Annotated in this window: 20 protein-coding genes, 1 tRNA gene and 1 pseudogene; 13 read left to right on the forward strand and 9 right to left on the reverse strand. The window is 61.2% G+C overall.

Going from position 1 to position 24,739, the window contains the following annotated elements:
- The first annotated feature begins 5 nt into the window (after positions 1–5).
- Positions 6–872 (forward strand): site-specific DNA-methyltransferase, encoded by an 867-nt coding sequence (locus K6U75_03230; protein ID MCL6474055.1) that lies wholly within the window; start codon positions 6–8, stop codon positions 870–872.
- Positions 873–878: 6 nt separating this feature from the next.
- Here the strand turns inward: K6U75_03230 and K6U75_03235 are convergent, their stop codons facing one another.
- A complete protein-coding gene (locus K6U75_03235; protein MCL6474056.1) occupies positions 879–2,213 on the reverse strand; it encodes an OFA family MFS transporter in 1,335 nt (444 codons plus the stop codon).
- Between the two features lie 187 nt (positions 2,214–2,400).
- Between K6U75_03235 and K6U75_03240 the strand changes: the two genes are divergently transcribed.
- A complete protein-coding gene (locus K6U75_03240; GenBank protein ID MCL6474057.1) occupies positions 2,401–2,958 on the forward strand; it encodes a hydrolase in 558 nt (185 codons plus the stop codon).
- A 36-nt stretch (positions 2,959–2,994) separates the two neighbouring features.
- Here the strand turns inward: K6U75_03240 and K6U75_03245 are convergent.
- From K6U75_03245 to K6U75_03255, 3 genes are all read right to left on the reverse strand, one after another.
- Positions 2,995–3,071 (reverse strand) — tRNA-Glu (locus tag K6U75_03245).
- Positions 3,072–3,158: 87 nt separating this feature from the next.
- Entirely contained in the window at positions 3,159–3,875 is a 717-nt protein-coding gene (locus K6U75_03250) for a hypothetical protein (GenBank protein MCL6474058.1), read from the reverse strand.
- A gap of 65 nt (positions 3,876–3,940) precedes the next feature.
- Entirely contained in the window at positions 3,941–5,344 is a 1,404-nt protein-coding gene (locus K6U75_03255) for a hypothetical protein (protein ID MCL6474059.1), read from the reverse strand.
- 345 nt (positions 5,345–5,689) lie between these two features.
- On the opposite strand from K6U75_03255, the gene bcp reads away from it, so the two are divergent.
- The 11 genes and pseudogenes from bcp to K6U75_03310 all read left to right on the forward strand — a co-directional run bounded on the left by bcp (position 5,690) and on the right by K6U75_03310 (position 19,228).
- Positions 5,690–6,160, forward strand: coding sequence for a thioredoxin-dependent thiol peroxidase (bcp, locus tag K6U75_03260; GenBank protein ID MCL6474060.1), 471 nt, complete (start codon positions 5,690–5,692; stop codon positions 6,158–6,160).
- A 2-nt stretch (positions 6,161–6,162) separates the two neighbouring features.
- Positions 6,163–6,771, forward strand: a complete 609-nt coding sequence (locus K6U75_03265) for a hypothetical protein (protein ID MCL6474061.1) — start codon at positions 6,163–6,165, stop codon at positions 6,769–6,771.
- Positions 6,768–8,006, forward strand: coding sequence for an MFS transporter (locus tag K6U75_03270; GenBank protein MCL6474062.1), 1,239 nt, complete (start codon positions 6,768–6,770; stop codon positions 8,004–8,006). The genes K6U75_03265 and K6U75_03270 overlap by 4 nt, the downstream gene beginning before the upstream one ends.
- 89 nt (positions 8,007–8,095) lie before the next feature.
- The gene (locus K6U75_03275) at positions 8,096–10,129 is read left to right on the forward strand and encodes a DUF5916 domain-containing protein (protein MCL6474063.1); all 2,034 of its coding nucleotides are present in this window, start codon (positions 8,096–8,098) and stop codon (positions 10,127–10,129) included.
- Positions 10,123–10,908, forward strand: a pseudogene (rsmI, locus tag K6U75_03280) (16S rRNA (cytidine(1402)-2'-O)-methyltransferase). Before K6U75_03275 ends, rsmI begins: the two are co-directional and overlap by 7 nt.
- Positions 10,909–11,049: 141 nt before the next feature.
- Positions 11,050–11,868, forward strand: coding sequence for a sugar phosphate isomerase/epimerase (locus K6U75_03285; protein ID MCL6474064.1), 819 nt, complete (start codon positions 11,050–11,052; stop codon positions 11,866–11,868).
- 21 nt (positions 11,869–11,889) lie between these two features.
- Positions 11,890–12,882, forward strand: a complete 993-nt coding sequence (locus K6U75_03290; protein ID MCL6474065.1) for a Gfo/Idh/MocA family oxidoreductase — start codon at positions 11,890–11,892, stop codon at positions 12,880–12,882.
- Between the two features lies 1 nt (position 12,883).
- Entirely contained in the window at positions 12,884–13,885 is a 1,002-nt protein-coding gene (locus tag K6U75_03295; protein MCL6474066.1) for a Gfo/Idh/MocA family oxidoreductase, read from the forward strand.
- Between the two features lie 181 nt (positions 13,886–14,066).
- On the forward strand, positions 14,067–16,529 hold the full coding sequence (locus K6U75_03300; protein ID MCL6474067.1) for a glycoside hydrolase family 116 protein: 2,463 nt from the start codon (positions 14,067–14,069) through the stop codon (positions 16,527–16,529).
- Between the two features lie 7 nt (positions 16,530–16,536).
- Positions 16,537–17,658: a class I SAM-dependent RNA methyltransferase gene (locus K6U75_03305; GenBank protein MCL6474068.1), complete on the forward strand. Its 1,122-nt coding sequence runs from the start codon at positions 16,537–16,539 to the stop codon at positions 17,656–17,658.
- A 139-nt stretch (positions 17,659–17,797) separates the two neighbouring features.
- On the forward strand, positions 17,798–19,228 hold the full coding sequence (locus K6U75_03310) for a DUF4139 domain-containing protein (GenBank protein ID MCL6474069.1): 1,431 nt from the start codon (positions 17,798–17,800) through the stop codon (positions 19,226–19,228).
- Between the two features lie 86 nt (positions 19,229–19,314).
- On the opposite strand, the gene K6U75_03315 is transcribed toward K6U75_03310, so the two are convergent.
- From K6U75_03315 to K6U75_03335, 5 genes are read right to left on the reverse strand one after another with little or no spacing between them, the layout of a single operon-like run.
- Positions 19,315–20,307, reverse strand: coding sequence for a family 43 glycosylhydrolase (locus tag K6U75_03315; GenBank protein MCL6474070.1), 993 nt, complete (start codon positions 20,305–20,307; stop codon positions 19,315–19,317).
- Positions 20,308–20,315: 8 nt separating this feature from the next.
- A complete protein-coding gene (locus K6U75_03320) occupies positions 20,316–21,047 on the reverse strand; it encodes an SIS domain-containing protein (GenBank protein MCL6474071.1) in 732 nt (243 codons plus the stop codon).
- 3 nt (positions 21,048–21,050) lie between these two features.
- Complete coding sequence (locus K6U75_03325; protein ID MCL6474072.1) at positions 21,051–21,800, reverse strand: sugar isomerase domain-containing protein; 750 nt, start codon at positions 21,798–21,800, stop codon at positions 21,051–21,053.
- Positions 21,797–22,690: an NAD(P)-dependent oxidoreductase gene (locus tag K6U75_03330; GenBank protein MCL6474073.1), complete on the reverse strand. Its 894-nt coding sequence runs from the start codon at positions 22,688–22,690 to the stop codon at positions 21,797–21,799. The genes K6U75_03325 and K6U75_03330 overlap by 4 nt, the downstream gene beginning before the upstream one ends.
- Positions 22,691–22,700: 10 nt before the next feature.
- A complete protein-coding gene (locus K6U75_03335; GenBank protein ID MCL6474074.1) occupies positions 22,701–24,503 on the reverse strand; it encodes a phosphodiester glycosidase family protein in 1,803 nt (600 codons plus the stop codon).
- Between the last annotated feature and the right edge of the window lie 236 nt (positions 24,504–24,739).

The following is a 24,739-nucleotide window of genomic DNA, read 5'->3' on the forward strand; positions in this document are numbered from 1 at the left end:
CCAACATCTCCACCAGCTGTGCGAAAGACGGGAAGCGTTCCACCTCACCTTTCTGGACCCGCCTTTCAATCAAGGGAAAGACTACGACTTCTTTGAAGACAATCTTCCTCCGGAGTCCTACTGGCAGTGGATGGAGCAGGTATGTCAGCTGGTCTACCGCTGCTCCGCTCCGGGCGCGGCTATCTACTTCATGCAACGCGAGAAGAACGCCGAAGGTGCTGCGGGTATTGCGAGAGACGGGGTGGACGCTCCAGAACCTGATCATCTGGCTGAAGCGCACCTCCGCCGTGCCTGTTCGAAACAGCTTTGGCAAGCAGTATCAAATCATCGCCTTCGCCACGAAGGGCGAGTCGCCGCGAGTTTTCCACCGCCTGCGTATCGATGCGCCGTTGCGCCCCGAGCACCGACAGCCGCGCAAAGAGGGGGTGTTTGTCACCGATTGCTGGGACGACATCCGCGAGCTGACTTCTGGCTACTTCGCGGGCGAGGAAGCTCTGCGCACCGAGACGGGGGAAAGGTTCCACCTGCAGCAATCGCCGCTCGCGCTGCTGTTGCGCATCATTCTGTCGTCGAGTCAGGTGGGCGATTGGGTGCTGGATCCGTTTGCCGGTACCGGTACCACCGGCGTCGTGGCAGAGCAGCTGGGGCGCCACTGCGTGCTTATTGAAAACGCCCCGCGCAACGTGCAGATGATACGCCGGCGACTGGAAGTCCAGCGTCCTGCGGATTCCATCGAGCGTTGGCGCCACTACTATCGCTTCACGCCGAATTTGGAGGAGATTTGGCCGGTAGATGGTATCCCTGTGTGGGGCAGAGAAACGCAAAAGGTACTCTTTGAGGAACAGACAAACCCCTGTAGCCTCAGGCTTTAGCTTGCGTCATTTCCGCCAACCGTGTACACGCAGCAATAGCGCGGCGGATAAAAGGCACATGGCGCCCGAGATGATAAATGCGGGTGCGTAGCTGCCTGCTTCATACAGGACAGCGGCTGTTCCGTCGGATGGTAGGTAAGGAACCTTCTCCACCACCTGCATCAGGCGTGGAGCCAGCCAGGGACCCAACAACCCACCTGCGCCGAATGCCGAGAACATCACGCCGTAGTTCGCGCCCACGTGCCTCGTCCCGAAAAAGTCCGCCGTCACCGCGGGATAGAGCGCCAGGAACCCACCGAAGCAGAAGCCGATGGAAGCGACACCCAGCAGGAACAGCGCGTAACTGTTCAGGTAGTTTAGCAGCAGCATCACTGTGCCCGCGTACAGGAAGATTGCGACCAGCGTGCGCCGTCGACCGATGATGTCGGAGACCTTGCCCCATACCACGCGCCCGGCAGCATTCAGAACACTCACGACGATGACCGCCAGTGCCCCTTGAGAAACGAAGTTCGCGTACACGGTGTGAGGCACAGCCGTATCGTCGTATGCACGGAGCAGGGCAGTGGACAGCCAGATGTTGGTGGTATTCATGATAATCATTAAGCCGGCAGTGCATCCTGCGAAATAGGTCGCCCACAGCATCCAGAACTGTGGTGTCCCCAACATCTCTCGCCAGGTGAACTCCCTCTGTGCCGAAGCCTCGCTGGGTTCGTGGCGGTCTGCGGGAACATAGCCGGGCGGGCAGTATCCGGGTGGAGGGTTCACCATCACCTGTGCGCCCAACACCACGAAGACCAGAAAAATCAGACCCAAATACATGAAGGTGGGCATCACCCCCTGAGAGGCGATAAGAGCCTTAGCCACCGGAGTAAATGCCAGCGCCCCTGCTCCGAACCCGGCTACCGCCAACCCTGTAATGAGACCGCGCATATCGGGGAACCATTTGACGCAGGTCGCCACCGGGCAGACGTAACCCGCTCCAATACCGATGCCGCCCAACACAGCGTAGCTCAGCACAAACTGCCACAGGCTGGTAGCAAACGACGCGCTAATCAATCCCGCTCCCAGCAGTAGACCGCCCAGCGTCGCTACCAGCCGCGGACCGAATCGATCTTGCAGCTTGCCGAAGAAGGGCATGCTGAAAGCAAAACAGGCAAGCACCACTTGTGAAGGCAGCGCCAGTTCGGTTTGGCTCCAGCTCGGAAAGCGTTGCTTTAGAGCGGGCTTGAACACACTGTAGATGTACACCGCTCCAAGCGACATCTGTATCAATATAGCGCCAACCACCACCAGCCAGCGGTTGAACGTTCGGGCTGAAACATGAAGCGAAACGGTCTTCATCCCCTCATGCTCTTTCCGGTAAGTTTGCTGAATATATTATACAGGATAGATGAAAGTATCCTCCCGTTTCGCGAAGACAGGAGTTTTCCCGAAGACAACGAAGGTAGTCCACGTTGAGTTCGGCAACAGCGGACACGTCAGGTCCCATTTCATATTCACAACGGTAAGCCGAAGGAGGGTGTTCCCGATGCGTCACGCACAGATTCTGCAAGCCGACCGCTCGGTGCTGGTCGTGGTCGATATGCAGGAGCCGTTCCTGCGCCGCATCTTCGAGCGGGAGCGAGTGCTCCAGAACTGCCGGTTGCTCATTCAGACGGCAAATATCCTGAAGGTTCCCGTCATCGCCACTCTGCAGTATGCGCAGAAGATGGGCGGGGTCGTGCCCGAAATTGCGGAGGTGTTACCCCAGGGCTGCGAGCCCATAGACAAGATGTGCTTCAGCTGCTATGGCTCGGAGCCGTTCCGCGCGGCACTCATGGCAAGCGAACGCACCCAGGTGGTCGTGTGCGGTGTGGAAGCGCACATCTGCGTCATGCAGACGGCGCTCGATGCACTCGGCGCGGGCTTTCAGGTGCAGGTGGCAGAGGACGCTGTGAGCTCGCGCTCGCGGGAGAACTGGCAAATCGCCATGCGCCGTTTGCGCCATGCGGACGTGGTGGTGACGTGCACCGAGTCGGTCGTCTATGAGTGGCTGGTTCAGGCGGGCACCGACGAGTTCCGGCAGATACTGCCGCTGGTGAAGTAAAACAAAAGCCCCTGCCGCGACAGGCAGGGACTGAATTGGTAGCCCCAGGGGGATTCGAACCCCCGATCTCCTGGCTGAGAACCAGGTGTCCTAGTCCACTAGACGATGGGGCCCTATTGCCACGTAGCATTATACACGATATGCCCGCGATTTGTCAAATGGGAAGGGGAGGCTAACTGCCTCCCCTGAACGTTTGATAGCTACAGCTGCCTCGCGCCACCACCCGCCCCGGCGGGCGGACCACCGAAACCACGGCCACCGCCAAATGGTCCGCGCGGGAACTGGAACGGTTTGCCCTGCATCTTCTTCCACTGTTCCTGCTGTGACTCGGTCAGCACGGCCAGCAGGTCCTTGTCCATCTGCTGACGCAGCTGCTGCATCATTGCCTGGCGGTCTGCACCGGGGCCTTGCTGCCAGAGCTGCATCTGCTTCTGTCGGTACTGCGTCAGAATATCAGTGATTTTCCTCTTCTGCTCCTCATTCAGGTTGAGCTCTTTGGCGACGTCGGGGCGAGCCAGCGCAACAGACCCTTCTGCCTGCAGCTGCAGCTCTCGCAGGCGCGCCTTCTGTCCGGGTTGCAACACTTTGCCCAGCGCTTGATCCCATTTCTGCATCATCTGTTCCATCAGCTTTTGGCGCTGCTCGGGGGTGGAGTCGCGCATCTGCTGCATCAGGGGCATCATCTGCTCACGCTGTTCAGCCATCAACTGCTGGAGCTGCTGCCGTTGCTGGTCAGTCAGATTCAGCTCCCTCTGCACCTCCGGCATCATCAGCAACCCAAAGCCGCCGCCCATGCCAAAGCCCATTCCCATGCCGGGACCCATTCCACGTCGTCCACCGGGTCCTCCGGGACCGGGTTGTGCCAGCGCAGTGGTGACCAGCGCCAGCACCGCGAACATGACCATCAGTTTTTTCATGTTCTTTCACCTCCTGCTCTTAATGACGCAGGGAGAGCGCAAAGGTTCTAATCATGGCGTTCGTGCTACTCATCTCCTGTTCTGCCGAAGTTACGTACGAGGAGGGCGAAGTCATACAAAGTAATCTCTTGATCCCCGTCCAGGTCTGCCATAGCATCCCAATTCCCGTCGCCGGGGTTGCTGCCGAAAGCAGCGACCAGCCTTCCAAAGTCAAAGAGTGTCACCTCGTTGTCACCGTCAATATCGCCACTTAGCAGGCTGAGCGACAGTTGGACACGCCCAAAGACGGGTACTTTGCATATGGTACGTTTGAGGAAGCGCGGCACATGCAGAGAGATGTCCCATATTCCGTTCAGGGGCGTGGTCAAGTCAAATCTGCCGAGACCGTCGAATGTCACTGTGTACTGCTGAATAACGTCTGAGTGTCCGGGGTGTCGCAGTTCCAGAGTGCCCGCAAGTGCTGCAGGGTCACCGAGGAAACCTTCCAGATGTGCAATGCCGCGTATTTCGGCAGACAGGCTCTCGCCTGTGTCCAGCAAGAAACCCTGGTAGGTGCTTCCAGAAACCAGAGCACGCCCCACGATAAACCGCCCATCCGCAGAGATAGCTTCAGCGGATTGCAACACCACTCCTTGCAGGAGAGAGGCGTAGGGGACGTTGAGGTCGTCCAACCCCCGTTCAGGCGTCCATCGAAAGGCATGTACCAGGTCTGGAGAGTCTACCACGAGGTTTCCTACCACGACTTCCCCATTGGCGGAAATCGCCAGGGCTTCGCTCGCCAAGGGGCTGGTTGAAGCGAGGTCGGTCCAGCCTTCACCGAAGACCCAACGCCCCGCGTGCCACGTACCTCCTGCGGTGCGCACCTTGCCTGCCACGACCATGCCATCAGAAGAGACAGCATTGGCAACGCTGCGCTCGAAGGAGAGACGCACCTCTGGCAACCCACCTAAGGAGACCATTCCTCCTTCTGGCGTCCAGAGGAATCCCGCCCGGTGCCCGGCGCCATCGGACGAGGCGGCAACGTATGTCCAGCCTGCCACATATCTTCCATCAAGGGAGACACAGGTGGAGGCACTCTGAGAAGACGGTGCCGTTCCAGCCAGCGAACCCAGGCTCTGTATCCCTTCTTCCGCAGACCATCGTATGGCCCGTAGCCACCCTCGCGGGTACACCGCGTACCCGGCAAGCACGGAACCGTCTGCGGAAGAGGCGACTACAACGCTGCCCGCATTGTAGCCTGGCAACAATCCAAGCAGCTCCAGCCCAGTATCGGAACGCCAGCGAAACGCGCGGAAGCTGGAACCTCCCGGCGAACTCGTGTGCCCGACCACGGTAGAGCCATCTGCGGAAACCCCGTATGCAATCGCATTACTATTATCGGGAGGACCTATATCCTGCATTCCTTCTGAGGCTGTCCACCGAAACGGACGCACTACTCCCGAAGCGGTTTCTGATAACCCTACGACCACCTTTCCGTCAGCAGAAACCCCCTTAGCCACACTGCGAGCATGACCAGGCAATGTGCCAAGTATAATGAGCCTTTGCGCTCCAACTGATGAAGCGACGCACAGGAAACCACAAACGCCCAGGAGTGACAGAATGGGTCTCGCATATCTGCTCCCAAGCAAGTTTTCTCACCTCCATGCCGTAGAAGTTTTTGCTGCCAAGTTTACACACCTTAGACAGTCTCTCAGCCATGTAGCTTATCACTATTTACGTGGCAAAATATCCGTTTTGTTTCACTCAGCGACTACCCGTTTTTGTTTTCTCTCTGGTAGAATCCTCATGGATTTTGGTTTGCAGGAGGCTTCTCAATGAGCGTGGTTGAAGGTCAAATCGCCCCCGACTTCACCCTGCCAGCGACCGATGGCAGCACCGTGCGCCTGTCAGACCTGCGAGGCAAAAAGGTGGTTCTCTATTTCTACCCGAAAGACGACACGCCCGGCTGCACGAAGGAAGCGTGCGCCTTCCGCGATAATCTGGGGGTACTTCAGAGCATGGGAGTGGTGGTACTGGGCGTCAGTCCGGATAGCCTGGCTTCGCACCAGAAGTTTGCGCAGAAGTATGGGTTGCCGTTTCCGCTGCTGGCGGATGAGGGAGCGCAGGTTGCTACCACCTATGGCGTCTGGAAGGAAAAGAAACAGTATGGACGTACGTATATGGGTATCGAACGCACCACCTTCCTGATTGACGAAAACGGTATCGTGCAGCGCGTCTTTCCGAAAGTAAAAGTGGACGGCCACGTCGAAGAGGTCATTGAGGCAATCCGTTCTCTGGAGGCATGAGGATGAAGCGTCTGGTAACGGTTCTCACTTTCTTACTGGCAGCATACCTGGTACAGGCGGCTTCGTGGTCGCAACCCCCGAAAGTTCCCGAGGCGGTGCAAAAGGCGAACGAGGTACTCACCGCGCTGGCGGATATCGACCTGCTGCTGGTGCTGACGCCGTTGAAGCTGAGCAAGGAGCAGATTGGCAAGATAAAGCCACTGCTCGAACAGGCGCAGAGCGACCTGATGCGCATGGAAGAGCGCAACGCACAGGCTCTGCTGCAACTGAAAGATGAAGTGATCACGGCCAGGAACGACGCGCTGAAAGGCAAAACCCCTTCTGACGAACTGCGCAAGAAACTGCGCGAGGCGGATACCGCGGCCCTGCAACTGCGCATGAAGACGGTGGACCAGGTGGTTCGTGCCCTCTGGGCAAAGCTGGATGGTATCCTTTCCGATACGCAGAAGCAGACCATCTACGATCAGGCAAGGGAACAGATGCGCGCGGCTCGCCGCCCTGATGTGGACAAGGTTAGCAAACGGGAGCTGGGTGAGTTTTTCACACAGGAGGTGCTGCTCGCGCCCCGCACCCTGCCATTACTGGAGGACCTGCAGAAGGTATCTGAATGAGCCACATCGCCACTGCTCCTGCAGCCGTGCGTCGGAACATCATCGCCATCATCGGCGATGTGGCTTTCTTCATGCTGGGGTTCTCCTGCATGGACCCCACGACGGTCATGCCGCAGTTCCTGAAGGAGCTGGGCGCGTCGCCACAGCTGATTGGGCTGATTAGCGGGTTACGTCTGCTGGTGCTATTCGCGCCGCAGCCCTATGTAGCGCACCGTATCCACGGCAGGCGGCGTGTCAAACCGTTTCTCGTCACCGCGTGCGCCATCGGCAGGTTGCCGATGTTCCTGCTGTTCCTGTTGATATGGGCGTACGGTCACCACCACACGCTGGCGTTATGGGCGTTCGTGCTGTTCAGCCTGCTGTTTATCGGCTCGGACGGCTTCAGCATCGTGCCCTGGACGGAGATTATCGGCAAGGCAGTGCCCTCAAACATTCGGGGACGTTTCTTCGGCGCGATGCAGACGGTCTCCTCGCTGGCGGCGCTGGGCGCACCCATACTGGTCAGCACCATCCTGAATATCCGCGCGCTGACCTTCCCGCGAAACTACGCCCTTCTGATACTGCTGATGGCTACGGGGCTGTTGCTGTCGATGCTGATGCTTCTGCTAATTCAGGAACCCGATACGCCGCCACAAGAAGACCCGGAGCGCACTTTTGTAGAGCACCTGCGGCGCATCCCTGCCCTGTGGCGCAACGACCCTGCCCTGCGCTGGATCCTCACCACGCAGTTTCTGCTGGCCGGGGGAGGCGTGGCTTCCAGCTTCTACGTGCTGTATGCGCGGGAGCGGTTTGGCTTGCCGGAGTCCTACGTGGCGATTTATCTGACCGCTCAGACGCTGGGGGCGGTGCTGACGGGTCCGTTATGGGGCTGGATGGCGGATCAGGTCGGCGCGGTTCGGGCGCTACGGGTGGTGGTGGCACTGGCGGTAGTGCCTCCGCTGGCGGCTTTGGTGATGCCCGTGGCGTGGGGGTTCGTACTCGTCTTTGCCTGTCTGGGCGCGCTGGGATGGAGCCTGTGGAACGCCTTTACCAATGCGATACTCTCCGTTGCGCCGCCGTCAGAACGTCCCACGTACATCGCGCTGCAGCAGTTCATGAACCTGCCAGCGACCCTCACCCCCTTTATCGGGGGAGTGATTGTGGCATCGGCGGGGTATGCCGCTGCTTTCATCACCACGGCGGCGATTGTATCGCTGGGCGCGTTGAGCGCACGACGCATCCCCCTTCAGCATTGACAACTTTCTCACGACTTTGTATGATAACCTGTAAAACTGGGAGATAATGCAGGTAGCTTACCTTTGTCCATTTGTATGGAGAAAACTTGGTGAGCCCGGTTCGCATGATGTTCTCGGTTCGCGGGATTGTCTGGCTTGTCGGGGGGGTACTGGCTCTCGCCGCGGGAATAGCTTCTGCGCCCGCAGAAGCGGAGCTGGACGCGGTGGTCATCCCGGGCAGGCGGTTTCCACAGCCGCCGGTCATCGACGGCGTGCTCGCCTCCGGAGAGTGGGAGAACGCAGTGGAAATCACCGCTTTCTGGGACTTCAAAGACCAGCGTGAAGCCCAACTGCCCACCCGCTGTCTGCTGGCGTACACCTCCGAAGGAATCTACGCGGCGTTCGACTGTCACGACCCCGAGCCGGACAAGATTCTGGCGCAGGAAACCCGCCGCGGCGCCGACCTGACGAAGGACGATTACGTGCAGCTGGCTGTGGAGCCGACGGGAGTCAACGTCGAGCCCTACTCCTTCCGGGTGAACGCGCGCGGCGCACAGGACGAGAGCATCCCCGGCGGCAGCATCAGCAACATCCGCTGGCGTGGTGACTGGAAGGCAGCGGTCTCCCGAAACAGCAACGGTTGGTCCGCCGAAATCTTCGTGCCGTTCCGCATCCTGCGTATCCCGCGCGGGCAGAAGGAGCTGGGCGTGCAGTTGCTGCGCAATGTGCCTCGCCTCAACGTGCAGTACGTCTTTCCGAACACCGGCACTACCCTGGACCTGCTCAAACGCGCCCGCTGGACCGACCTGGAGCTGCCCGAGGTGCTGCCTCCTCCGATTATCCTGCCGTATACGCAGCTGGATACCACCTCCGGCAAAACCGAGTGGCGCAGTGGTCTGGACATCAAGTGGCAGATGCCCGGAGGGCTGACCTCTCTGCTTACCCTCAACCCCGACTTCAGGAACGTCGCGCGGGAGGTGGACAGCGTCTCCTTCAGCTACGTGCCCCGTCTGGTGCGCGAGACCCGTCCTTTCTTCGTGGAAGGAGACGGCTTCTTCCCCGACACCACCCTGTTCTACAGCGGTAACGTGCAGGCGGTGGACGCCGCGCTCAAGTCCTTCGGCACGGTGGGCAGGTGGAACTATGGCGCACTGTTCAGTCGGGGTGCAGACCAGTGGATAGCCGTTGGGCGGCTGGCGTACCAGATGAGCACGCGTTCCCATGCCGAGGTGCAGTTCGTCCGCGACGACCGCCCCGGCGTGCACGCCACGGCAATGGGAGGCGGAGCGGTGTTTTACCCCTCTTTCCCCGACGGCTTCGCCAACGTCAGTGTGCTGTACTTTCGCACCTCCGGGCAGGATATGCCCACCGGCGAGAAGATAGGACTGATTCTCTGGCGGCAGCGCGGGGATGGACGCATCAGCTTCGGGGGGCAGGTTTACCAGATATCGCGTGGTTTCGCGCCGACGTTGGGCTATGCGCCGGAGGTAGGACTGCGCGGTTATGAGAGCATGGCGATATACAACAAACGCTGGGACAACCGTCCCGTGCAGCTGATGGATGCGGGCATCGTGCGCAACCAGCGATGGAAGCTGGACGGCGGCATCTACGACGACACCCTCACCGGCTGGGTATCGGTAACCCTGCGCAACGACATGGTGTACTGGCTCAGCGCAAGCCGCTACCACCGTCCTCCCTATCTCGACCGCACCATCTCTGCCATGGTAGGCTGGAACGCGCATCGGCTGTACAACGCAGGCGATGTGGTCATCACGGTGGGTAAAGTCGCGGGGGGTGACAGCCTTTACTGGCGATTCCTGCAGGGCGTGCCCTTCACCGAGCGGCTGCGCCTGATGCTTCACTACGAGCAGAGCCGCATCCGCTACCGCGACCCAAACACGCCCGACCGCAACCTTCACCAGTTCATCGCCACGCTGAACTACGATATCGACCCCGAGCACAGCATCGGCGGGCGATATATCGGCAGGGGAAGCGGCTTCGGCAAGTTTCACGAGGTGAACACGCTATACCTCACCTATCGCCAGCAGGTACGCCGGGGCACCGATATCTTCTTGATCTTTGGCGACCCCAACGCCTCCAGCACGCAAACGCGCTTCGCGGTGAAGGTGATGACACCGTGGTAGAGACAGCGGGCGTGCTGTACGTGGTGGCAACCCCCATCGGCAATCTGGAAGACATCACCCTGCGGGCGTTGCGCGTGCTGAGAGAGGTGAATTTGATCGCTGCGGAGGATACTCGCGTCACCCGCAAACTGCTGAACCATTACGACATCCACACCCCACTCACCAGCCTGCACGAGTATTCGCCCCCTGCGAAGAGCGAGCAGATGGTGCGACGTTTGCTGAGCGGCCAACGCATCGCGCTGGTGACCGACGCGGGTACGCCCACCCTCAGCGACCCTGGTAGCGCACTCATCCGCCGCGCCCGCGAGCAGGGGATAGCCATCGTGTGCGTGCCGGGTCCCTCGGCGGTGACGGCGGCGGTCAGCCTCGCCGGCTTGCCCGAGGGGCGGTTTATCTTTGACGGCTTCCCACCCCGCAAAAGCAGGGAGCGGCTCGCTTACCTGCAGTCGCTGGCAGGCGAGCGGCGGGCGGTGGTGTGGTTCGAAGCCCCCCATCGTGTCGTAGCGTTGCTCAGAGATGTGCAGCGAGTGCTGGGCGAGCGCGACATCTTCGTCGCCCGCGAGCTCACCAAGCAGTTTGAGGAAGCGCGACAAGCGACTGTCAGCGAGTGGCTGTCGCACTACGAGCAGACGCTACCCCGTGGCGAGTTCACGCTGATTCTGCTGCCTGTGCGCGAAGAAACAACGTCACCGAGCGAAGAGGAGCCACTGCAGATGATAGGGCGTCTGCTGGCTGAGGGGATGAGCGAGAAGGAGGCGATTCGCGAGGCGGCGAAGCGCAGCGGCGTTCCTAAAAGGAGATTTATGCCCGCTGGCTGGAGCGGAAGAGGGAGTGACGCACTACCGTACCGCTGTGCACGGTACCGCAGGAAACCTTTGCCCCACGTCGAACATAGTTCCGATATCCCCATAGTAGGAGGCATCTCGATGAAAATCGGCGTCAACCGATGGACGATGCCCGGCGACTGGTCGTTTGAACAGTGCCTTAAGGCGGCAAAGGAAGCCGGCTTCGACAGTATCGAGTTCAACATGGACGAAGACGGCGTTCTCGGCTTCAACGCGCAGGAGTCCGAAGTGCGCCAGATTGCAGAGACCGCACAGCGCATCGGGGTGGAGCTGTCCAGCCTCTCCACCGGTTTGGGCTGGCGCTATCCGCTAACCAGTCCCGACCCCGCTGTGCGCGAGAAAGGCATGGCTGCCATCCGCAAGCAACTGCAGATTGCCAGCTGGCTGGGTGTGGACACGATTCTTGTGGTGCCCGGCGTGGTGAACGAGGAAACCGCCTACGACGAGGCGTATGAGCGTGCCTACAGTGCACTGCGTGAGCTGCTGCCCGACGCCGAACGACTGGGCGTGCGTATCGGCATCGAGAACGTCTGGAACAAGTTCCTGCTCAGCCCGCTGGAGATGCGCCAGTTCGTGGACGAGCTGGGCAGTCCCTACGCGGGCGTGTATTTTGACGCAGGCAACGTGCTGGTGATGGGCTATCCGGACCAGTGGATCCGCATCCTCGGCAGGCGCATCTACCGCGTGCATGTGAAGGACTTCAAGACACACATCGGCAACATCAGCGGCTTTTGCAACCCATTGCAGGGCAATGTCCCCTGGACAAAGGTGGACGAAGCTCTGAGGCAGGTGGGCTACGATGGCTATATCACCGCGGAGGTAGAGGGTTACCCGGGCTATCCCGAACTGGGCTTGAAGCACATCGCTGAGAGCCTCAAAGCGGTTTTCCAGTGATGTGATGGAGGAGGTGACAACATGCTGCGAGTGGGAATTGCAGGCGTCGGTACGATGGGGCGCACCCATGCGTCCGCCTACGCCAAATTGCCAAATACCCGGCTGATCGGTTTCTACGATTCAGTGACGGAGGCGGCTCAGCGTGTCGCGTCGCAGTTTGGGGTGCAGGCGTTCCCCAGCTACGAGGCGATGCTCGAACAGGTGGACATGGTGGACATCTGCACACCGACACCGACCCATCTGGAACTGGTGCTGAAAGCCGCCAGTGCGGGCAAGCACATCCTGTGCGAAAAGCCGTTAGGGCGCACCCTGCCACAGTGCGAGCAGATGATCGAAGCCGCCAGCAAAGCGGGCGTGACGCTGATGCCTGCACAGGTGCTGCGCTTCTTCCCCGAGTTCAAGCAGGCGCGCGACCTGGTGCTGGCGGGCGCGGTGGGCAAGCCGGCCGCCATCCGCACGCGACGCGGCGGTCCATATCCTCGCGCTGCCAACGACTGGTATGCCGACTTCGAGCAGAGCGGTGGACCCATTCTGGACATGGTCATCCACGACTTCGACTGGCTGCGCTGGACGTTCGGCGAGGTGGAGCGTGTGTTCGCTAAGGCGCTGACTTTCAAGAAACTGGACCACATCGACTACGCCCTGATTACCCTGCGCCTGAAGAGCGGCGCGATTGCACACGTGGAGGCAAACTGGGCAGACCCCAGCGGGTTCAAAGTGGACTTCGAAATCGCGGGCGACGCGGGCATGATTGCCTTCGACAGCCGCTTCGCGATGCCGTTGATGGTGGCGAAACAGAATGCCGGTGGCGGTGGTGGAGGCGTGGCAGTGCCCGAAAGCCCGCTGGCGGAAGACCCCTACATGCTGGAGATTAAACACTTCGTGGACAGCGTGGAGGCAGGGCAGCAGCCCTCTATCACCGCAGTGGACGGCATGAAGGCGGTGGAGATTGCACTGGCGGCGATAGAGAGCGCACGCACAGGCAGGGTCATTCGGCTGGGAGGAGGTGCTTGAGATGGCAGTACGAATCGGCATGATGAGCTTTGCGCACATGCACGCCTATTCCTACGCGCACTGTGTGAAGCAGCTGGAAGCCGAGGGCAGGGCGCAGCTGGTAGGAGTGGCAGATGACGACCCGCAGCGCGGGCAACAGGTGGCACAGCAATACGGCACGCGCTTCTACGAGAGCTATGAAGCCCTGCTGGACGCCGGTATCGACGCCGTTATCGTCTGCCCGGAGAACGTCAAGCACCGTCCGCTCACCGAGATGGCGGCAAAAGCGGGCAAACATGTGCTGTGCGAGAAGCCCCTCGCCACCAGCAAAGCCGACGGCAGAGCGATGATCGAGGTCTGCAAGGCGAACGGTGTGCAGTTGATGACCGCGTTCCCCTGCCGCTTCAGCCCCTCCTACATCCGCCTCAAGCAGATGGTGGAGGCGGGCGAGCTGGGCGAGGTGCTGGCGATTCGAGGCACCAACCGAGGGCGCAACCCGGGAGGCTGGTTCATCGTGCCCGAACTCTCTGGCGGGGGCGCGGTGATCGACCACACGGTGCATGTGACCGACCTGTGCCGCGACCTGCTCAAGAGCGAGGTGGTGGAGGTCTACGCAGAAATCGGCAACGGCTTCTGCCACGGCGACTTCGACGATACCGGGATGCTGACGCTGACCTTCGCCAACGACGTGTTTGCCACGCTGGACTCCTCGTGGTCGCGCCCGAAGGTGTTCCCCACGTGGGGCGATGTCACCCTGCAGGTGGTGGGCACGAAGGGGCTGGTGTACATGGACATGTTCGCGCAGAACTCCACCCTGTACGACGACCGCAACATGCGCATCACCCTCGAACACTGGGGTTCCAGTATCGACTACGGGCTGGTCAGCGCGTTCGTGGAGAGCGTGGCGTCAGGCAAACCGGTGCCCATCACCGGCGAGGACGGTCTGGCGGCGGCAGAGGTCGCCTTCGCGGCGTACGAATCCGCCAAACGCGGCGAGCCGGTGCGGCTGCCGTTGCCGGAGTAGCAAACAGTCCCTATCTGGAGGGCGAGGCTCCCGCCGAGCCAGTCCTTCCCCGCCCGCGGGGAGGATGTGTAGGGGCGGCTCACCCGGAGGTTCGCCCTCCAGGAACACAGGCTGAAGCCTGGGTCTACAGAAGAGGCTCCCGCTGAGCCGTTCATATTTCATCTGGGGGAGGGGACATATTATGTCCACCCTGCGCAACGGTTATTTCACCGTACAGCAACAGAAGCACACCCTGAACGACCTGCGCTGTGACCCTACCGGCAAGGGGCGTCGCAGCCAGTCTTTCTGCCTGAACCTCATTCCGGAAGATTGGGAAATCACTCCCCGTACCCTTGTGCGGCAAACGGAGACCAGCGTTACCCTGGATCCCCTGCAGGTGTATCACTCTGAGCAGATTGCACTCGAAAGCGGCGGAGAGGTTTCCTTTCCCGAGCGGCTGGAGGCAGGGCACACCCTGGCACAAACCTTCCGTATCGCCGCCGGGCAGCAGTTCACCACCGTCTCTGTACACCTGCCCACCTGGCACACGACGGATTCGGGGTGCGTGTTAAGCCTCTACCGCGGGGGGACGTTGCTTGCCTCGCGGCGACTTCAGAACGTGCCGGATAACTCGTGGCAGTCCCTCTCGCTGGACGAACCGCTGGGCGAGGGGGAGTATACCGTGCAGATTTCGGAGCCAGAAGGTTCCATCGGCTGGTGGAGCAGTCAGCGCGACGTGTGGGCCGGCGGCAGCGCTCTGGTAGATGGGCAACCGGTAGAGCGCGACAGGGCATTGCGCGTGGATTGCCGGCGGTTTGTGGGCGAAGGACGTTTGACCTACCGCCTGCAGCGGGATACACTGCTGGTGGAAGCGGAGCTGCGTTCGCAGGCAGCTCCCTCGGGTGCACTGCGCTGGACGTGGATCACGACATGGACGAAATCGGGCTATGATTGCACCTCCGCCGCGGGGGTGGTGTTCAGCCGCTTCTTCACCGACAATCAGCGCTACATGCCTGTGCAGCAGTTGAAACGGCGTGACCATGCCGAGCTCTCGTTCGACGGGGCGCGCTGGATAGAGATGGAAGGCACACGTGACGCCGATTTGCGCATAGAAGGCGATGGGTTGCACCTGCACTGGGAGATGGAGGAGAAGCGAATGCACCTGCGCCTGCATGTGCCCTACCGGCGACAGGGCGACCGCTGGATAAGCCACTGGAGCGTACGCGTATTGCCACGAACCGATTCCGTGCCCGATACCTTTCCCCGCTTCGTTTGCCCGCAGCGCAGGCTGGAGCAAGACTTGAACCGCTTCTGGTGGGAGCGCGCCTTCACCTATCCTGCTCCCGCCGGACCTGCCGCGTGGTTCGAGTGGATGGCAACCATGCGCTGCTGGTATGACGGCGATCAGCGACGCGGCGAGATGGAGCAACTGCGTACCTATCCGATAACCCGCGAGGGCTACGTGCACACCTGGGGCGCAATGGAGGGCTGGCCGTTCCCGCCCTCGCCGCCCTACGACACCCGCCACTTCGACACGAATGCTCGCTTTATTCTCGCCTGCTGGAGGTTCTACCTGTGGACGGGGGACGCGGAGTTCCTGAAGAGTCAGGCAGACCGGCTGCGCCGCGCGATGGCTTACCAGCTGGAGACGTTGAGGGGCCACGAGGGGCTTATCATCACCGCCAGCAAGGACGTCAACGGAAGACATAAGGGCGTGGGCAATAACTACTGGGACATCCTGCCTTTCGGACACCTGGACGCCTACGCCAACGCGGTGTACTACGCCAGCCTTGAAGCCATGCAGGGCATCGATGCGGTGTTGCGCCGGCAACCGTTAACCGACTATCGCGTTCTCCGCCAGAAGGTGCACCGCCGCTACGATGAGGTCTTCTGGGACGAGAAGGCAGGACGCTACATCGGCTGCGTGGATATCGACGGCGCGCGACATGATTACGGCTTCACGTTCGTCAATTTGGAAGCGCTGTATTACGGCCTGGGCGATGCGCAGAAGGCGAGGCGTATCTACCGTTGGATGGAGACGGAGCCAACCTCCACCGGCAGACCGGATACTTACAGCAAGTGGATTTTCGCTCCACGAGCCAACACCATCCACAACCCCATGTGGGGCGAGAATGCGCCTCCCGAAGAGCGTAACAGCCCGCTGCCTCCGTGGTGGCATTTCGGGTGGCATGGCACCCCCTACGGCGACCAGTGTCAGGACGGCGGGGCAATCCTGTATACCTCCTACTTCGACCTGATGGTGCGCCTGCGCTACTTCGGCATCGAAAACGCCTGGAAACGGTTCGGAGAGATACTCTCGCGCTACCGGATGCCCGACCGTTTGTGCGGAGGACCGCCCCTCTTTCGGGGTGAGGTCCCGCAACAGGAAAACCCGGGACAGGTGGGGGTGGACTTGCCCTTCCCCGAGAGTGGGCTGGTTCCCTGTTTCCTGCTGTATGGCGTGCTGGGTGTTGAGGCGACTCTGGAGGGCTTGCGCATCCAGCCGAAACTGCCTGCCGCGTTGCCAGCCTTTGGGGTCGATGGACTGCACTATCGGGGTAACCGCCTGCGCGTTACCGCCACCCCGCGCGAAGTCATCGTCGAAGGCAACTGGCAGGGTAGAAGGATGCGTAAGAGATTGCCCCCGGGAGGTGGTATCATATAGCGGGGGGATGATGCATCACGACTTCTTCGCCACCTGCACGACTGGACTGGAGTTTATCACTGCACAGGAGCTGACCGCTCTGGGCACGGAGGTGACGGACACCAGCAAATCGCGTGTCTTCTTCCGCGCCCAATGGGAACTTATCTATCGCCTGCATCTCTACGCCCGCACCGTCAACCGCTTCTTTGCGCTGCTGGCAAAGGCACAGGTGCGCAATCTGCAGGAGATCGAGGAGCTCGCCTGGCAGGTTCCTTACGAGCGGTGGTTCGAGAACCAGTACGCCTTCGCCATCCGCTCCGAACGCGACGGCACGCACGACTTCACCAGCATGGACATCGCCCGCGTGGTGGGGCAGGTGGTGTGCGACCGCTTTATCGCACGCACAGGCGCACGCCCGCCCGTCAACCTGGACAACCCCGATGTGGAGATATTCTCCACACTGGTGGACGACCAGTATCTGCTGGGCTTGAACCTGACCGGCTCCAGTCTGCACCGGCGTCCCTGGCGGCAGAGCCTGGCGCACATGACCGCACTGCGCCCGACGCTGGCGGCGGCGGTGGTGATGGCTTCCGGCTGGGACGAGCGTCCGCTGGTAGACCCCCTGTGCGGCACAGGTACGCTGTTGATCGAGGGGGCGTTATGGCGGCGGGACATCAGCCCTTCGCGCGGGCGCGAGGAGTGGGCGTTCCGAAACCTTGTCCTGCATGACGAAGGTCGCTGGCGGGCGGAACTGGAGGCGAGTGCGTCTGTTGGGGGAACGTCGCCCCCCTTACGCGGCAGCGACTGGAACGCCCGATATATCGAGATTGCCCGGCAGAACGCGCAGGGAGCGGGGGTTACGGATATCCAGTTTGCGGTTGCCAACGCGCTGAACCTGCCTCCGCCCGATCAGCCGGTAGTGCTGGTGACCAACCCCCCTTACGGCGTTCGCATGGGCAAGCCGTCGGAGCTGGTACACCTGTATCGCAAGCTTTGGCACAAGTGGAGCGCAGAATATGCCGGTAGTCGTATCGTGGTCATCAGCGGCAACCCCGCCTTCGAGCAGCTCGCGCCGATAGAGCCAGTGGCTGCGTATGACTTCCTTCAGGCGGAGCTGCCCTGCCGATTGCTGATATGGGATTTGCCATAATGCTGCCAGGCTACCCCCCAGAAACATTTTGCCCGGCTGGCGCGTCTAATCCGTGCGAACAGAATAAGGGAGGTTGAATGCGAATATGTTGCGAAACTTGCTGGTGTGTCTATCTCTCCTGATGGGGGCAGCGATGGCAATGGAAGCACAGAACCTGGTTACCTCGACCGCGAAGGACATGAAGGGCGTTTCGCTCACCATCTACAACCAGAACTTCGCGGTGGTGCGCGAGAACCGGCAGATAAGCCTCAGAGAGGGCGTGAACTTTGTGCGCTATGAGGACGTGGCAGCGCAAATAGACCCGACCTCCATCAGCTTCAAGTCGCTGACCGCCCCCAACGCGGTTGCCGTGCGCGAGCAGAACTACCAGTACGACCTGCTGAACCCTATTTCCATCCTCAACAAATCCGTGGGCAAGACGGTTCGATTCAAGCAGGTACACCCCGACGGCAAGGTGGAGATACTGGAGGGTACGTTGCTGAATCCGCCCACTGCCATTGTGGGGCAGACCGATGCAGGCGGCGGCGGAACGGTGTATCAGGGACTGGTGATACGGCTGAAGGACGGGCGTATCGTGCTGAACCCCACCGGTCAAATCGAGTTGACCGAGCTTCCCGAGGGACTGGTGTCGCGTCCGTCGCTACTGTGGAAGCTGGATGTGGACCGAGCTGGCACACACAATACACAGGTCTCGTATCTCGCCAACGGCATCACGTGGAAAGCGGACTATGTGGCAGTCGTCAACAAAGACGAAACGATGGTTGACCTCACGGGCTGGGTGACCATTGACAACCGCAGCGGTGCGACCTACTCCGATGCGCAACTGCAGTTGCTGGCTGGAGATGTGCGCCGGGTGCAGGAAGCGCCCGGAATGGGTGTCGTGCCGATGGACGCGATGGCGATGAAGCGTGCAGCTGCGCCGCAGTTCGAAGAGGAGGCGTTCTTCGAATACCACCTTTACACCCTTCAGGGCACCACCACGGTACGGGACAACGAGACCAAGCAGATGACCCTGTTGACCGCCTCCGATGTGAAGGTCACGCGCAAGCTGGTGCTGGACGCGGGCAGGCGGTGGTGGATACAGGGCATCCGAGGTCCGGGCATGGGCAGTGATACCCAGAACGTGAAACTGAACATCGTGGTGGAGCTGCGCAACACAAAGGAGAACAATATGGGCATGCCGCTGCCCAAAGGCAAGGTGCGTCTGTACAAAGCGGACGACCGTGGCAACCTGCAGTTTCTGGGAGAGGACCTGATCGACCACACGCCCAAAGACGAACTGGTACGCCTGTACATCGGGGATGCGTTCGATGTGGTCGGCGAGCGCAAACGCACCGATTACAAACAGATTTCCGACCGAGTGATTGAAGAGACCTATGAAATCACCGTGCGCAACCACAAAGAGACCGATGCGGACGTGTGGATTGTGGAACACTTCTGGGGCGAGTGGCAGATTCTCAACAACAGCCACCCGTATAACAAGCTGGATGCCCGTACCATAGAGTTTCCGGTGAAAGTCGAGCGCAACGGCGCGGTGAAGGTGACCTACACCGTGCGCACGAGGTGGTAACTCGCAACGGAGGGCGTGGCTCCCGGGAGGCACAGAAACACGCACCAATGGCTCGGCAGGAGCCTCGCCCTCCAGCGGATGTTGGTCTACCAGAGCAGTTTGGATGTCGCTACTGCGATGCCTCTGCGCTCGCCGACTTCGACGTCTCCCGCCCTGCCCTCCGCCAGCGGCGATACCGCGCAGTAAAAGTGATACAGGCAACCATTGTGCCAGAAGAGGCTGGGCTTGTGGGCGAAGCGGGAGTCGATGCTCCCCTCTTTGCCCACATCGATAAGCACCTCTGGCGCCTTCTCCCAGTGCAGGAGGTCGCGGCTGAAGGCGACGCCATCGCGCGCGTGCCCGTCACTGCTCAGCCCGTAGTAGAACATCGCCCAGAGGTCCTTGTCGACCTGCAGCACACAGGGGTCGCTGGCGAAGATGTCGTCCCACGCGCCGCGCTTGCCCACGCGCAGGATGGGATTGCCCTCATAGCGTGTCCATCTTTTCAGGTCAGGCGATGTCGCCACGCCAATCTGCTCTTTCCAGCCGCTCTCGCGGTCTTTGGCGTTGTAGAACAGGTAGTAGGTTCCGCGATGCTCCAGCAGGCACGATTTATACAGCCCCGCACGCTCCCATTCGGCTCCCTCGTGTGCGTACAGGCAGGGCGGTTCCAACTGCCACGTTTTCAGGTCGCGACTGTGGCAGATGCCGATGGCGGCGGGACCCGCCTCGTAACCGGGTTTGGGGTAGGCGTGGTACGTGCCCACATACTGCCCTTTCATCCGACGCAACCGACCCGCACCGAACAGGTTGTTGTCGCGCAGAATCCATGTGAGTGCGACGTTGAACTCCGTCACCGAACCGGGCGCGCCGCGGTCGATCCAGATGCCCTGCTTCTGCCAGTGAATCAGGTCGTCCGAGAACGCCAGCCCCGTGCGGTAGCCGATGCCGTCGAAGCCCACAAAGCTCATGGCAAAGCGGCTGCCATACCGAAAGACGAACGGCACATCGACCCCGTGGCTGTCGAACTGGCCCGCGCGAAACGAAGGCTCCAGCACCAGCCTGGGATACTTATACGGCGTGCGCAGTCGGGCGAGTATTGCGTCGTTCACAGGTAAGTCACCCTCCCTCGGTATCGCTGCAGCAGTCTGGCATTATGCACATCGCCGCCGTCCAGGTTCGCGCTCAGGAAGACGGGCGGCTCGATGCCGCGCTCTTGCAGCAGGGCGACCGTCTGCGCCACCAGCGCGTTCAGCATCGCCGCGCCGATAACCGTGGAAGTGGGAGACACCTTCTGCCTCATTCCGGGGATTTCCGCCACCGCATCGCCAATCACGCCGCAGTTGTCCAGCACGATGTCCGCCACCTCAAACAGCCGTTTCGTGCCCGCGCGTGGCGTCACCGACTTCGAATAGGTCAGCGATGTCAGGGCAATCACCGTCGCCCCTTTGTCGCGTCCGTACTGTGCCACCTCCACTGCCACCGCGTTGCGTCCGGACACCGAATGCACTATCAGCACGTCGCCTGCCTCAATCGGTATCTCGTTCATGAAAATCTGCGCATAACCCGAATGCCGCTCCAGATGGGAGGTCATGGTGATAGGGCGCACATCGCAGGTCAACCCAGGCGGCAGGATAGGGGAGATGCACGCCAGACCGCCTGCGCGGTAGAACAGCTCCTGCGCCAGAATGCCCGCGTGTGTCGCGCCGAAGACGTAGATGAGACGGTCATTGGCAATGGCATCCGCCATCGCCTGTGCGGCACGCTGCAGGTTTCCCATCTGCGTGCGCTCCACTTCGTCCAGCTGCTGTCGTACGGCGTCAAAATAGGCTTTAATCATCGCTCAGTACCCCTTGCGGATGTAGTCGTCCAACGTCTGTTTGTAGATTTCAGGTCCGTCGGGCAGGTTGATGCTCTTGAACACGGTGGGCTGTAGACCGCGCTTCAGCATCTCTTCCACGATGCCCGCCACCATCGCCCACATCACCATCGCCGCGCCGATGCCCGAAGCGGGGCAGATTTTGCGGTCCAGCCCCTCCACCTCCAGCATGGCGTCGCCGTAGTCCGCGCCGTTGTCGATCACCAGGTCTACCACCTCGAACAGCCGCTTGCCCGACGGATGCACCGACTGCAGCTGCGAGGAGTAGCGCAGCGACGTGATGCCGATGGTGGTTAATCCGTGGTCCTTCGCCTGTATCGCCAGCTCCACGGGTATTGTCTGCTTGCCCGACACCGTGCCGATAATCAGCACGTCGCCCGCCTTCGCGTGGCTGCGCTTCAGCGCGGCGGAAACAATCAGCGCGTCGGTTTCAAAGCCGCCTTTGCCCGTCTCGCCCTGCGCCTGACGAAACTGGTTCGGGTTCTCTACGGACAGGCTGAAGTTCAGCGGGGACATCGCCGCCAGTCCGCCCACGCGGTTGATGAGCTCGCGCGAGACCAGATGCCCGGTGTCGTAGATGTGAATCACGCCCTGCCGGGATAGACAGTCGGCACACAGTTTCGCCGCGCGACGGATTGCCTCTCCTTGCGAACGGGCGATGTCCGCAATCAGCTGCTGGTATGCCTCAAATGCTCGGTGAACCAGGTCGTTCATGGTGTTTCCTCCTTGATTTCGATTCCCGCCAGACTCTCCAGCACCTTCACCACCGCCGAGTAGTCTTCGTCCGCGTAGCCCTGTTGCATGGCGGCGACAAACAGCTCGCGGGTAAGGGCGTTCATGGGCAGCGGGGTGTTGGTCTCCCGCGCCGCCTCTTCCGCCAGCGTCAGGTCTTTCAGCAGATGGCGCACGAAGAAGTTGGCGCGGAAGTTGCGCTCTAGCAAAGCTTTGCCTTTGGTGGAATACATCGGCGCGCCGAGATTGGATTTGGACAGGATGTCAATCAGCATCGCAGGAGACACGCCTCCCTTTGCCGCGAATAGCAACGACTGCCCCAGCCCTACCATCATGTGCGCAATCAGCATGTTGCACGCCAGCTTGGTGGTGGTAGCTTGCTCGGCGGTCGGGAAGTGCCAGATTTTGTCCGAGAAGGCACGCCATGCTGGTTCACAGCGTGCGACGTTCTCCTGTGCGCCACCTCCAAACACCAGAAGGGTGCCTTCCAGTATCTGCTTCCTGCCGCCGAGCACCGGCGCCTGCACGAACCGCCTGCCCGCCTGGCGATAGGTCTGTGCCATGTGGCGCGTCCATGCGACCGACACCGTGCTCATATCGCAATGCACGCTATCTGACGGCAGCGCACTCAGCACCCCGCACTCCCCGAAGGTAATCTGCTCTACCGCGGCGGGGTCGGTGACAATGGAAATCACCACCTCGCTGTGCGCAGCCGCGGTGGCTGGGGTATCCGCCCATTGCGCTCCCTGCGCCAGCAACGGTTCCGCCTTCTCGCGGGTGCGGTTGTATACGAACACCTCATGTCCGGTGGCGAGTAGCCGCTCGGCAATCGCCCCACCCATGATGCCCAGTCCAATCACTCCAACTCGCATGGAATCCTCCTCACTGCGCAGGTCTTTTGATTTGCAATGGCGTGACGCCTTTCGCCTCTGGGGCGGTGATGGTCATCAGGCATTCGCTCGCAGGTACGCTGGCATCCCATGCCACAGTGAACCGGGCTGCGCCGGTCGCGTCGGTGGTCGCGCTGTCCTGCTCAGGCACCGCACCTTTTGCCTGCAGTCGCACCAAAACCCCTGCACACGGGTTGCCTGCCTGGTCGGTCACACGCACGACCAGGTCAAACCGCTCCAATCCAGCAGGCACCTGAGCCGGTTGCACCAGCACGATGCGCGCCGGGTCGCCAGGCAGCACTGTGACCTCCGCCTGCAACAGGCGGTCGTCGGGCAACAGCACGCTGACCGTGCCTTTACCTGCCTTGAACGCGGTGAACCGCCCGTTCTGGTCGACGAAGCCGATGCCCCCTGTGGTGCCGTAAAGCAGATGATAGGGGTTGAACCGCGCCGCCTGTGCCTGCGGGCGCACGGTAAACTGCACGCTCTCTCCAGAACGCAGGGTGGCAGAAGTCGGTTCCAGCTGCATCTCCACCTCCGCTGCGGTCGGGCGGGGTGCGTAGACCACCACCGCATTCGCCACAGGACGCTGTTTGCCTTCGGAAGGGCTGTTCAGCACCAGTCCACCGCGCACCGCCAGCGTTGTGGAACCGCCGCCGTCCAGATTGATAGCATCCGTTGCGCCCAGCTGCTTCATCAGCTGTGCCAGCTCATACAGGGTCATGCCACCCGACATCGGCTGCCGTCCGTCTACGGTTACCAGCAACAGTTTGCCCTGCGCGGTGACGCCCACTGCCGTGCGCGGGTGGCGCCTGTCCGAAAAACCGGTCTGAAAGCCCTGCTGCGGCGCGTCGATGAGTATCTCCCCATTGCGCACCAGCCACGGACCGCCGCCCACCGCCATCGTTGCCTGCGCCCAGTAGTCCACACCATTTTGCCGTTCAAAGCCGCCGCGCGACGCCAGGCGAGTAGTCTGTCTTGCTTTCTGCGGCACCAGCGCGACGATGTTGTCGGTCGCCGCAATGCCAAAGTGGAATGTGAGCATGGTTCCGTCCGGCAATCCCTTGACGCGCTCTGCCACACTGCCCGTCGCCACCAGCAACGCTCCATCGGGGGGTACCGGCACTGGCGACGTTGCCTGCACCATCTCGCCGAGCCGGGCGCGGATCTGTTTGCCCAGTACGGGCACGCCGTCCACTTCGCGCAGGACCCGAACAACCGCGCCGTTGGGCACGGGGTAGGCATCGCCCCAGCGCGGCATTACCAGCAGGCACTCATTCGCCTGAATGGCGCGATTCAGCCCGTTCAAGGGTATCGGCTCACCGTTTTCTGGGGTCATCTGCCCGTTCCAGCGCGGCGCACCAAATAGCACCACGCCGTCCCCCGTCAAGCCGAAGACCGAACGGTCAGAGCCGGGTTCGCTGACCAGCTCGCCCCCCTGAATGTGCAGGTTCAGCGGGTCGCCTGTCCAGGGGAAGAAATCGGCGTTCACCCCTGCCAGCGCGCCCAGCCGTTGCACGGTCTCGCTGACAATCTCCCGTCCCTGATAGGGTTCAGGGCGATACACCTTCCCCGTGCCCACCTCGGCTTCCACGCGCACGGCTGGGTTGCGCAGGTCTACTTCCAACACGTTCACGATTTGCGGGCTGTTATAAAAAGGCTGCACATACTGCTTCAGCACCACGCCCCTGCCGAGCAGCTTGACCGCCGTCTGCGCCTGCAGCGGCGACAGGATGAGCAGAAACAGGTACAGTGCAAGCCATCGAGCAGTCAAACGTGTAACCACTTGGTTCAACTTCGTCCTCCCGCAACCACTGGGAACTGTGCAGATTCGTTCGGTACAGAGGCTGGTAAAACCTGCTAGGGGAGATGGATGCGCTCCCTGCACTGCACGTGGAGGCGTGCACGAGGGTTTGCCTCCAGAGGTTTTCCAAGCCCCTGTGGTTGCCCCATTTCCGTGGTACGTGCAAACGGCGTGGTAGAGGCAACCACAAGTGTTGCCCCGATTTGACAGCGCAGACACGGGGGTCA

The organism is Bacillota bacterium (genome assembly GCA_023511455.1).
Classification (GTDB): domain Bacteria; phylum Armatimonadota; class HRBIN16; order HRBIN16; family HRBIN16; genus HRBIN16.

Excerpts from the sequence above, each read along its gene's own strand:
- K6U75_03310 (MCL6474069.1), top strand. The coding sequence starts at position 17,798 with ATGGAAGCACAGAACCTGGTTACCTCGACCGCGAAGGACATGAAGGGC.
- K6U75_03250 (MCL6474058.1), bottom strand. The coding sequence starts at position 3,875 with ATGAAAAAACTGATGGTCATGTTCGCGGTGCTGGCGCTGGTCACCACT.
- K6U75_03325 (MCL6474072.1), bottom strand. The coding sequence starts at position 21,800 with ATGAACGACCTGGTTCACCGAGCATTTGAGGCATACCAGCAGCTGATT.
- K6U75_03330 (MCL6474073.1), bottom strand. The coding sequence starts at position 22,690 with ATGCGAGTTGGAGTGATTGGACTGGGCATCATGGGTGGGGCGATTGCC.
- bcp (MCL6474060.1), top strand. The coding sequence starts at position 5,690 with ATGAGCGTGGTTGAAGGTCAAATCGCCCCCGACTTCACCCTGCCAGCG.
- K6U75_03300 (MCL6474067.1), top strand. The coding sequence starts at position 14,067 with ATGTCCACCCTGCGCAACGGTTATTTCACCGTACAGCAACAGAAGCAC.
- K6U75_03320 (MCL6474071.1), bottom strand. The coding sequence starts at position 21,047 with ATGATTAAAGCCTATTTTGACGCCGTACGACAGCAGCTGGACGAAGTG.
- K6U75_03265 (MCL6474061.1), top strand. The coding sequence starts at position 6,163 with ATGAAGCGTCTGGTAACGGTTCTCACTTTCTTACTGGCAGCATACCTG.
- K6U75_03235 (MCL6474056.1), bottom strand. The coding sequence starts at position 2,213 with ATGAAGACCGTTTCGCTTCATGTTTCAGCCCGAACGTTCAACCGCTGG.
- K6U75_03240 (MCL6474057.1), top strand. The coding sequence starts at position 2,401 with ATGCGTCACGCACAGATTCTGCAAGCCGACCGCTCGGTGCTGGTCGTG.
- K6U75_03290 (MCL6474065.1), top strand. The coding sequence starts at position 11,890 with ATGCTGCGAGTGGGAATTGCAGGCGTCGGTACGATGGGGCGCACCCAT.
- K6U75_03305 (MCL6474068.1), top strand. The coding sequence starts at position 16,537 with ATGATGCATCACGACTTCTTCGCCACCTGCACGACTGGACTGGAGTTT.
- K6U75_03295 (MCL6474066.1), top strand. The coding sequence starts at position 12,884 with ATGGCAGTACGAATCGGCATGATGAGCTTTGCGCACATGCACGCCTAT.
- K6U75_03270 (MCL6474062.1), top strand. The coding sequence starts at position 6,768 with ATGAGCCACATCGCCACTGCTCCTGCAGCCGTGCGTCGGAACATCATC.